This window comes from Bilifractor sp. HCP3S3_D3, from assembly GCF_052063915.1.
GTDB lineage: Bacteria > Bacillota > Clostridia > Lachnospirales > Lachnospiraceae > Bilifractor.
The window spans coordinates 15,478-26,602 of the sequence record NZ_JBQHWP010000021.1; the positions used below are offsets into that span (position 1 = coordinate 15,478).

An 11,125-nucleotide genomic window follows, 5' to 3' on the forward strand; every position below is an offset into this window, starting at 1 on the left:
CGTCTTTTTTTGTTTTCGGATTATTTTTTCGTGACCGTGTATTGTACAGCTCCTGTCCACACGTCGGCAGTATTTGCTATCCCTGTGATTGCTACCTGATCCTGTTTGGTTCCGGCAGATGTGAAAGATAACGGTGTTTGGCTGCTTTTCGATGCCGCTGTGAGGCTGTTTCCTCCACCTTTCGATGCCATTTGTGTCGCTGCGGATGATACTTCGATCGTGTCAGTGAAAGATCCTGTCTTACATTCAACGGATATATCGAATGATGTATTGACATCGACCTTACCGGTCGGCATGTTGGTATAACTAATTGCGGTCGGAATGGTGACGGTGTAGGTATTTGCCGTCCACTGTGCGTAAAGGATTACGGTACCGCTTTCCGCAAGATTTTTTACGGATTCCTTATCTGCATATTTCGTTCCGGATCCATCTGCTTTTGTGTTCCATCCGGCAAACGTGTATCCGGTACGAACAAAAGAATTAGCGGTTAATGTTTTGGCGGTATCGTAGGTCATGGACTCGTTTGACATCGTTCCGGTTCCTGTATTCGCATCGAACACAATATCGTAAGCATTTGGTACCCATTTCGCATAGACAGTTGCTGTGGCATTATTTGTTGTTTCCAACGCGGGAATGAATTGCTGTGCTGTATATTCGGTGTCCTGTTCAAACGAAGTGCCTGTTCCATCTGCGCGCGTATTCCACTGTGCCCCGGGTTTTATATGATAGCCTGTTCGCGACAGATTTAACCATGACTGGTTATCTGTATTTATGAGATCATATTTGGATCCATAAACGATAATTCCGTCATCAACCTGTCCGTTTAAAGAATGATTGATTTTGCCATCAAGCAATATGGTTCCATCTTTTGAAATCGACCAGCCGGTTTTCGAGGTTGTCCCGATCATGCCGCCGTTTGCATTGTATGTAAGTACTCCAATATTTGGCGTCCATTTTGCATACAACGTCACGGTGCCGCCGGTAGCGAGATTTTTCACCGTTGCTCCATTCGTGTACGACGTTCCCGATCCATCTGCTTTTGTGTTCCATCCGACAAATGTGTATCCGGTACGAACAAAAGAATTAGCGGTTAATGTCTTGGCGGTATCGTAGATCATGGTCTCATTTGCCATTGTTCCAGAACCACCATTGGCCTGAAAGGCAATGTTATACTTATTGGCCGTGAAGCGGGCGGTAAATGATGATGCGTCATGCAAAAGACCAGTCGAAACTACTGCTTCATAATTGCGAATTTTGAATGTAATATCTGATGTTGCTCCTGTCATAATCAACCCGATACCTGAACGGTCAATCATAGCCACTTTATTCGTATTTCCTGCGGAATCATTTGTCCAGCTATAAGTAATACGCGTCCAAGTATTCGCCTTCAGCGAAGTACTTGTACCGCCCCATCTGGAGCCGTCGTTATCATTGCCATTCCAACTAGAACCTGTTTGCGCATAATTATTAATATCAATTTGAACAGCAGTCGCAATTGGGGAATATATATCAAACGACACCGTAAACGATTTGCCATAGGGTATTACGGCAGATGTATTTCCTGAAGCACCCGATCCCCAGTTTGAATTTGCACTATTCTTTGATGCTGTCACATTATAAATATCGTTCGAAGCGTCATACGTTACCGCTCCACCGTAATAATTTCCAACAAGGGAGTTCTTGTTGGCCGAGTACGGCGAATCTGGAATATAGGAAGCGGACGCACCCACTTTCTGGTCAGCAGCATACCATCCATCAAACGTATATCCGGTTTTTGCTGTGGCTGTCGATCCTTGTGCTGCGCTTGTTCCGGATATTGTTTCGGATGATCGCGAAACATTGCCGCCGGTCTGAGCAGAGTAAGTAATTGTATTATTTTCGGCTTGCCACTTGGCATAGAGGGTGACTGTGCCGTTGGTAGCCAGATTTTTTACACTGGATTCATTCGTGAAAGACGTTCCTGATCCATCTGCTTTTGTGTTCCACCCGGCAAAACGATAACCGGCCCGGCTATATCCATTTGGTGTTAAGGTTTTTGCTGTATCATACGTCATGGATTCCGATGCTGTACTTCCGTATGTTGCACCGTTGCCATTAAATGCAACGGTATAGCTATTGGCTTTCCAATTTGCGATGACTTTCTTATTTCCTGTCGTTCTGGACGCCAATTTGCTATAAAGATCATCGGCACTGGTGAAAGATGCATTTGCACCGGGGTTGATTCCGGTTACCGTCTTTCCGTCCATGGTCCATCCGGTAAAGGTATATCCGGATCGTGTAGGACTTGCAAGGGTTACCCCATAAAGAACATTGTAGGAAGACGGATTTGCCGAGTTGTTGGTTCCGCCATTTAGCTCATATGTGATTGTGTAGTCATTTGGGTAATAATCATACTCAAAAGACATCACATCCGCGTTTTGCGTAATTTCGGTTCCAAATGCATAGTGATTCCAGAAGTTCGAGATAGAGCTTGTTCCAAATGTATTTTCAAGATAAAATCCATTTGGAATTTTCATCCCGTTCGAGGCGTTTAACGTGTATTTCGCTCCATAGGGCTCGCTGATATCGCTTGATCCGATTTGGAACGCATCTTTACCACCATTATTTCCCTCTTTGTTTTTGTACCCCCAGGTCCAATGAGCGATATGGTTTGTATACGTATTGATTGTCCAATACGCGTAGAAGGTGATTGAAGATCCGGTGTAATGCCACAATTTTGCTGCTGTAAAATACGTTCCATCACCAACCGCCTGCGCATCCGCACCGTATACTTTTATTCCATTTCCATTTGGCTGTGTATAGTAGCCCTGAAAGGTGTAACCAGTACGCGACGGCACAGATCTGAAATAATAATTGCCCGAATCGTATGTGGTTGTGAATTTTTCTGTAGATTTATCTGCAGCTACCGTGGCATCTGAGCCGGTGTTTGATGTTTTACCGCCCTGCATATCCAGAGTAACGGTCGTATGGTTTGCGTTCCAATTTGCCGTATACGACTTGTTTCCGGAACTTCCCTGCGGAATCATAACCGATGTTTGAGCGGTAGTACCATTACTTTCTGTCCAGCCAGCGAATGTATAACCGGTACGAGTCGGATTTTTCAACGTGATCGCGGCTGTCGTGTAATTATATGATGTCGGGTTACCGGAAACGATACCTCCATTCAATGTATATCCGATGGAGTAACTGGTATACGACATATAAAGGTCCATTCCAATTCCCGCTTTTGTTGGAGTACATGTATACCACTGATTCGTGCTGTCGTAGGTTATGTTTGCGACAGAACCATTAAATGATTCATAAGCATGAATAGGCCTGATATTTCGAATATAATAAGTTGTCCCATACGGCTGAATCGTATTGGATTCATTTGTTACATCATTCCAATTTCCGTTTCCAACTTTAAAACTGACTGTTGCTCCACCCTGATTTTCCCCGTTCGCATAGTAAATATTTAAATCTGTCCATGCATAGAAATAACGATAGACAGTCGCTCCGGATGTTCCAACTGTAGCCGTTGAGCATCCATTATATTGGTAATATGTATAATACTCGTACATGCTTGTACTGGAACCAAAATCAGCACCGCTTGCAGTTGTCCCGTAGTTGTATAGCTTTGTAGCAGATCCGAGCTTTACTCTGCGATTATTCGACGCATCGACAAACCAGTCCTCACAGGTTACAGTGTATTGATTTACCGTCCAATTGGCCGTATAGGTTTTATTCCCTGTTGATCCTGTTTGAATCGTAACAGAGGTTTGCGGTGTGCTGCCATTGGAACCGGTCCATCCTGCAAAGGTATATCCTGCTCTTGTCGGGGCAGGAAGCGTGAATGCCGCTGACTCAATGGTATATGATGTTTTCTGCCCGGAAAGCGAACCGCCATTTACGTTGTAACTAATGGAATAGGTTGTTGCCTTTGCATTGATCGCAATTGCCTGTGCTCCGGCTCCCATCGTAATTGTTGCGGTGGAACCGGAAATACTCTGCGTACCCGGACCATACTGGTTAGTAAACCCATTAAACTCATATCCTGTCGCAAAAGTCGGTGAATACAGATAGAACTTATCTCCCATATGCGCGTCTGCGTAGTAATCCCCAATGGTCGTACCGTTATCAGCATCTGCCTTGTTCTTCTTCAGCCTGAATCCTGTAACATGTGCCATTGGATTCACATCAAACTTATACGGGGTTAACGTCCACTGCGCATACAAAGTCGTATTTGCAGCTTTGTTCCATGTTCTGGCGGAACTTCCGTCCGCATTATAATATTTTGTGCCTCCAGTCGCTGCATCATAAAAGCCGGTGAAAGTATATCCGGAACGACTGAGCCCGATGGTTATGGACGGCATATTGCTGTCATAGGTTGCAGAAACACTTGCTGTTGTTCCAGACCCGCCATTTGCATCGAAGGAAATCGTGTAGCTCTTTGCTTTCCAATGCGCATATACCGTAAGACTTGTTGTACAGGGAGTAGAGGATGTTACCTGCGTGCCACCCGATGCTGCGGTATACCACCCCTGAAAATAATAACCCGTTCTTGTTGCGTATGCCAAGGAGCTCCAAGCGCCCCATGTTTTTGTTTCATAGCCTGTGGTTGACGTAGTGGAAGGCGTTCCGCCGTTCCCATTATAGGTAAGCGTATATTTCTTTGCCGCCTGTGCATACCATGTGCCGGTTAATTTCCCATTTGTTTGTCCCAGCTTTATGAAGTCATTCCCAGAATAGGACGTTGCTGCGTTTTCGGATCCAAGGCCCCATTTGTTGGTTGTTAACTGTCCGGAATACGTCTCATACAAGGTTGGGAAAAAATTGTAATTATAAAACGATGGGATTACAAAATTTTGCCCAAAAGTCGCTTTTTTAATACCGGACGACGCAAAAAAATCTTCCATATGTGTCACGTTAGATGTAACAAAACTTTCCAAATTTAACTCGGCCAGTTTTGGACAATTGTATACAAAAAAACTCATATCTTTTACATTGGACGTTTGAAAGTTTGAAAGATTTAACGAGGTTAATTTGTCGCAATTCATAAACATCGCTTGCATATCAGTCACATGAGAGGTATCAAAATGGGATAAATCTATAGTAGCAAAGTCACAACCATCAAACATACTATTCATATCTGTGACTTTGGATGTATTAAAGTTTGAAACAGACGTATTTGTAAGTGGAACGTCACTAAACATAGAAGACATATCCGTTACATTTCTTGTATCAAATCCTGATACATCTAATGATGTCAATTTGCCACACGCACGAAACATTGAACTCATAGTAGTGACATTCTGTGTTTTAAATAAGGATCCAAATTTAATGGATGTCAAATTGTGACATTGATTAAACATGCGGTGCATATCTCGTACATTTCCGGTATTAAAATTTGACAGATCTAGCGTTGTGAGTTTTTCACAATTTTCAAACATGCTATACATATTCGTTACTCTTGATGTATTAAATTTGGATAGATCTAATTTGTTAAGATTTGCGCATCCGAAAAACATTTCACTCATGTTTGTTACATTTGATGTATAAAAATTAGAAAGATCCAGGCTGGTAAGGTTCTTGCATCCGTAAAACATTGCCCCCATGTCTGTTACTCTTGATGTATTAAAATTGGCGAGATTGATAGAAGTAAGATTTTCGCATCTCCTAAATAAAGATCTGCTATCAGAATAAAGATAAACTGTACCTGTGGCCTTTATTTGAGTTATTCTTTCTGGGAAGTTCCACCATGGTTGAATGGTCTTGTATACATATCCTCCAGTAACTGTTAAGATACCGGTTGAGACATCAAATGACCATTTCGGATCGTACCAACTACCAGTACTACCATTCCATGTCCCGGACGAAGGTGTATAAACGGCGTATAATGTTTCACCATTTGTTAAATTATATCCATTCGTCTTATCGCTTAGAGCTGATGCATTTTCACTCCACCCGCAAGATATATATCCGGATTTATTTGGATAAGGGAAATTTTTGCGGTCGTACCATGTCGTGCACTGCACCTGTTTTGTCGTTGTCCCGTCGCTGAATGTTCCGCCGTTGGCATTCAGGGTAATGGTGATGGTGTCCGCAGCCGCTGACAGTGTCGTTTTTTCGTCCTTTGTTTCTTCTTTCTCTCCTTTTTCTTCTTCCGGGTTCCTCAAACTTTCTCCGTCTTTTGTGAATACGCCGCCCGTTTTTACTGCGTCTTCTGCGATAAAGGAAGCTTTTACAAGCTTTCCTGTGAATCGCGCAGCTGCCTCTGATGTAGATGCTGAGGTAACATAGTAATCCACCGTTGCTCCATCGTTGCTGGACGGAAGACGCTTGCCATCCTCATCACAAGACCCGAGGATGATCGCGTCTGCACAACGCCCCGGTACAAAATACGAAGTGTTCTTTCCGTTATTTCCTGCAGCACCTACTACAAGAATGCCGGCAGAAACCGCATCACGAATCGCCTGATCGATCGCGGCACTGTCGTTCATGGCATAACCGGAAAGGGAGAGGTTGATCACTCTCACGCGCTGTGAAATTGCATATTGGATTGCAGCGTAAACAGAAGAAACCGTTCCGTCTCCCGCGTCGTTTAATGCTTTAATGGAAAGAATGGATGCTTTGCCTGCTTCTTCTGTGATCCATTTTGCGGTGTTTGTGCCATGACCGTTTTTGTCTACACCGTCATCACCAATCATGGAAACAGAACGGAACGTATAGGAAGAAGATCCTGTATCGACGAGCGCTACGACATCAGAACTATCCTCTCTATCCGAATCTACAGAGGAAAGTTCCTGCATAGGATTGCTGTTTTCTGTCATTAGTGCCTCGGTCATCGTATTCGAAGTATTTTCCGCTGACTCTTCTGCTGCACCAAGCCCGGTATCCGGTTCTACAAAATCTGCTTTGCCGAAATATTTCTCGTATGCTTTTTCCGCATTTTCTTCGGAATCATATTGTGCCAGGTATACGTTGTCATAGGATCCGACAATCGACTTATCTCCTGCAATAAGTGAAGCGTCATTTGTACCAATGACGAGACGCATGGAAGTAAAATCCAGGCCGGACAGATCCACATCATCCTTTTTGTCCTCTATCTCTTTCTCTTTTCCTTCTTCTGAATTCGAAGAGTCTGCAACAACACTTTCCGATGAGGAATGATCGGAGGAATCACTGCTTGCGGAAACGTCGGTTTCTTCTTCTTTTGCAGCGGACTGTGTGCTTTGTGAAAATGCAGCAGCATCGTCAACCGGTGCGTCGGAAGGGGTTTCCTTCTCTTCTGCCTGCGTCGGGGAAGCAGCCGATGCGGTATCGGAAGAAACCTCGGTTGATACTGGCGGTTCATCTTTTTGTGCCGGAGACTCTCCTATTGCTTCCTCCGTATTTTCAGAAGCATTCATATCCGCGTCTGTAGAGGAAGAAGAAATGGCGGAAAGATCGTCCGCATGGGCGTATGAAGGCGCGCCGATGGAAAGAGCGGCCACAAGCGCAAGACTGGTCCATTTTTTCCATTTCGTAAACATGTAACCGCCTCCTTAATCTACCGTTACCTTAAACGCAAAATTCATGCCGTTTGCGGGCGTGTCTGTGCCGTGCATATAGGCATGATAGATGACCTGCGCATCATAGCTTCCCTTTTCCGGTGTGTGGTCAAGTGTAATTTCTTTCAGTTCGCTGCCGGGTGCAATACGGTTTTCACTTCCGTTGCCTGCTGTCCATACGCATTCATCTTCAGCAAATTTTCCATCCTTATTCAAATCGAGATACACACTCGGGCAAAGATCTACCGGATTATTCTTCAGATTTTTCAGAAGGATTGGCTGTTTTTTGCTGGCACTGCTCCACGTCTGATCCTGGACGGATTCAAAGGACGTATATCCGGTAATTTCCCCTTTTACTTCACTATTCGTATTGACAATCCCGGTCTTGTCGCCGATATAGTCAATGGTATTCTGCGCCGGATTCTGACGGGTGAGCAAAAAACAGATCAGGCAAAGGATTGCGACCACAACCACAATGCCGATGATAAGAGGCCAGATTTTTCTCTGCATGACACGTATATAACCGTGTTCTGTTTTTATCCCGTATCCGGTATCTTTCCACCAGAAACCAGAGGCGTTTTTTTCGGTCACTGGGATTTTTTCAAACAGAATATCTGTCTTTTCTGTCCGTTTCGGCTGTCTTTTCGCCGCGCAAATTTCTCCGACAACGATTATGCCTGCGTTTCTTTTTTCTGCGATATATTCCGATCCGTTGATCCGAAAGCTCTTCTGATTTTCGGAACGATTTGTATTTTTTTCTCTCATGACTCCTCCCATCGAGCTATGTAAAAAACAGCGAAGCGCAAAAATGCGCCCGCTGTTCTTCTGTTTTGTGGCTGCCTGCCGAAAAATGCGTTATGCCAGTGCTGAAGAATACTGGACGGTTCCAGTATATGTGCCCGCAGAATATGCGAATCCATTCATGGAAATATTATCCTGTACGGTAGTACCGGTAACCTTTCCTGCGTCGTCCATCTTAGACACCTGCTCCGCGGTAAAAGTACGCTTGTTGGCGTCTGTACCATCGCTGTAAGCGCCTTCCTTGTTTTGTGTAGCCGTCCCCTTCATGGATGTTGTCTCTGTGATCTTGTCGTTTGCATTCGCGACTGTTCCCTGGAACGCTACCGGCTGACCCGTCTGCGCGGATACAGTGACTTTCTTTCCGGAAGCAAGTACACCCTCTACAATGACATCGTAATCATTGGAAGTTGCAACTTTTCCGACGTGCATGTTCTCATATTTGATGGCAGTCGGGATACGTACCACATAGGTGCCGTTGTCGTGGTCTACATCCACGCTGTCTTTCCACTGACCATTTGTCGTGTCATAGGTTAGGTCGATGGCACCATCACCGTTCTTTGTTGTGGTGGAAGTGCCTGCGCCCCAGCTGCCGGTCCCTTTTGCGTCAGTTGTCGTATACAGTTCGGTCTTTGCGTCCAGCGCCCCATCCGTAGTGGTCGGGGTTCCTGCTGCGTAAACAGGCATCACTCCGCCCATAATGGTTGCGGCTGTGAGGCCCATAGCGATAAGTTTCGAAATCTGTGTTTTCATCGATTTTTGCCAAGCTCGATTGGGAGTTCCCGATTTTTTCGGGTCCTTTCTATTAGATGTTGCATTTAAACATTGTCTTCTTTTATTCAGTTGTCGGTGGCAGGCGGCCGCAATTTGATTTTCCGCTTTCCATTTTGTTTCCTCCGTTTCTAATTTTGTATTTCATACCTTTCCAGAATGCCGAGAGGATATTTTCGGTTCTTCTGTTGCCGGAAAGGCAATTTATGTATTCCAATCCAAAATTTTCTATCTATATATATGACTGTTTTTCATTTATTTTTTTTATTTTTTCGTATTTATTTTCTGCGCCGCCAAAATCGCCTTGTAAAACCAGAAAAACCCTTATAAAATAAATGCGGAAGAGGCGCAAAATACCATATACAGAATGTGGTGTATTTTTGGCTATCTTCGTCCATATCCTGTGTATCCAGGATCGATTGATCTAATCATTTATATATGGTCGATTTTCGATCAAAGTTTTTATATTTTTTCGAGAGTTTTGTGATGAAAAAAATTTCAAAAAATCCGCACGTACAGAAATTTTTGCTCAAAAATCGACCATATATAGATGGGAAGCTATAAGCCCTGCAAAAACAGGTATGGCGAACCAGGAAAAACAACATTATCGTTTTTAAAGGAGGATTTACTATGAAAAGAAAGTTTACGAAACTTATCCCCGCGGTTCTTGCAGCCGCTATGATCATGTCCGCATCACCAGCTTACGCGGATACAAAGCCTGCCGCTTCTGCATTTTCTGATGTCGGATCGAGTGCGTGGTATCACGACGCGGTATACTGGGCAGCGGACAAGGGCATCACAGCCGGAACGACCAAAACAACCTTCAGTCCGATGAAGTCCTGTACCAGAGGAGAGATTGTCACGTTCCTGTGGAGATACGAGGGCTCTCCGAAAACATCCCTTGCCGGAAATCCGTTCAAGGACGTCACGGATCAGTATTATGCCGAGGCTGTGATGTGGGCAAAAAACAACAAGATTACAGCAGGAACCTCTGAAACCACTTTCAGCGGAGAACGAACCATTGACCGAAAAGAGGCCATCACTCTTCTGTGGAGACTCGAGGGCAGCAAAGAGCCGACAAAGAATGCAGGTTTCAGCGATATCCCTTCCGGAAAGTATTATTCCAAGGCGGTCGCATGGGCTGCGGAAAACAACATCACCAACGGTGTCGGAAACAACCAGTTCGGCCCGGACAATCCCTGCACCAGAGCGCAGATTGTAAAGTTTATCTCGAATACAGATAGCGTTCAGGCGGATGATGGTAAGAAGGACGATGCGACGAAGCCGGACGATACGAAGAAGCCGGACGACACAAAGAAGCCGGATGATACAAAGAAGCCGGACGACGGCAAGTCAACAGACGACACGAAGAAGCCGGATGACGGCAAGTCAACAGACGACACGAAGAAGCCGGATGACGGCAAGGTGACGGATGATACGAAGAAGCCGGACGACAGCAAGGTAACGGACGACACGAAGAAGCCGGATACCGGAAGCACTTCTGAAGATACCAATCAGACGGATACCGGAAATAGCTCCGGGAACACATCGGGAAATACGGGCAAGTCAGATACCGGCACAACTCCTGCTCACGAGCACAAGTGGGAGCCGATTACGAAAACGGTGCATCATGAGGCAGTAACACATGAGGAACCGGTATACGAGGAGAAATGGGTAGAGGATAAGCCGGCATGGGAAGAAACGAAAGTTGTTAGTGATTTCTACTACAAATGCAATCATTGTGGATGGACAACAACTGATGAAGACGCAATGGGTGATCACGTTGCCGTAGAAGGATATTCATATAGTCTTATCCCTGAACAGGTTCAGACCATTTATCATGATGCTGAAGGTCATTACGAAAAAGTACAGAACGGGACCAAAACCGTAGTAGACAAGCCTGCCTATGACGAAACCGTAACAACCGGATATAAATGCTCCATCTGTGGCGCAACAAAGTAATCTTTATAAAATAACACTTCCCCTCCATAAGATAAAAGCCGGAAGCAAAATGCTCCCGGCTCTCT

At 44.7% G+C, this 11,125-nt stretch carries 4 protein-coding genes; 1 reads left to right on the top strand and 3 read right to left on the bottom strand.

From position 1 onward, the window contains the following. Positions 1 to 20: 20 nt before the first annotated feature. The 3 genes from ACTNDI_RS11665 to ACTNDI_RS11675 all read right to left on the bottom strand — a co-directional run bounded on the left by ACTNDI_RS11665 (position 21) and on the right by ACTNDI_RS11675 (position 9,080). Positions 21 to 7,511 (bottom strand): InlB B-repeat-containing protein, encoded by a 7,491-nt coding sequence (locus tag ACTNDI_RS11665; RefSeq protein WP_441101154.1) that lies wholly within the window; start codon positions 7,509 to 7,511, stop codon positions 21 to 23. Between the two features lie 12 nt (positions 7,512 to 7,523). Beyond that, the gene (locus tag ACTNDI_RS11670) at positions 7,524 to 8,294 is read right to left on the bottom strand and encodes a hypothetical protein (protein ID WP_441101155.1); all 771 of its coding nucleotides are present in this window, start codon (positions 8,292 to 8,294) and stop codon (positions 7,524 to 7,526) included. 90 nt (positions 8,295 to 8,384) lie between these two features. Further along, a complete protein-coding gene (locus ACTNDI_RS11675) occupies positions 8,385 to 9,080 on the bottom strand; it encodes a hypothetical protein (protein WP_441101156.1) in 696 nt (231 codons plus the stop codon). A 648-nt stretch (positions 9,081 to 9,728) separates the two neighbouring features. On the opposite strand from ACTNDI_RS11675, the gene ACTNDI_RS11680 reads away from it, so the two are divergent. Further along, complete coding sequence (locus tag ACTNDI_RS11680) at positions 9,729 to 11,060, top strand: S-layer homology domain-containing protein (protein WP_441101157.1); 1,332 nt, start codon at positions 9,729 to 9,731, stop codon at positions 11,058 to 11,060. Positions 11,061 to 11,125 lie beyond the last annotated feature (65 nt).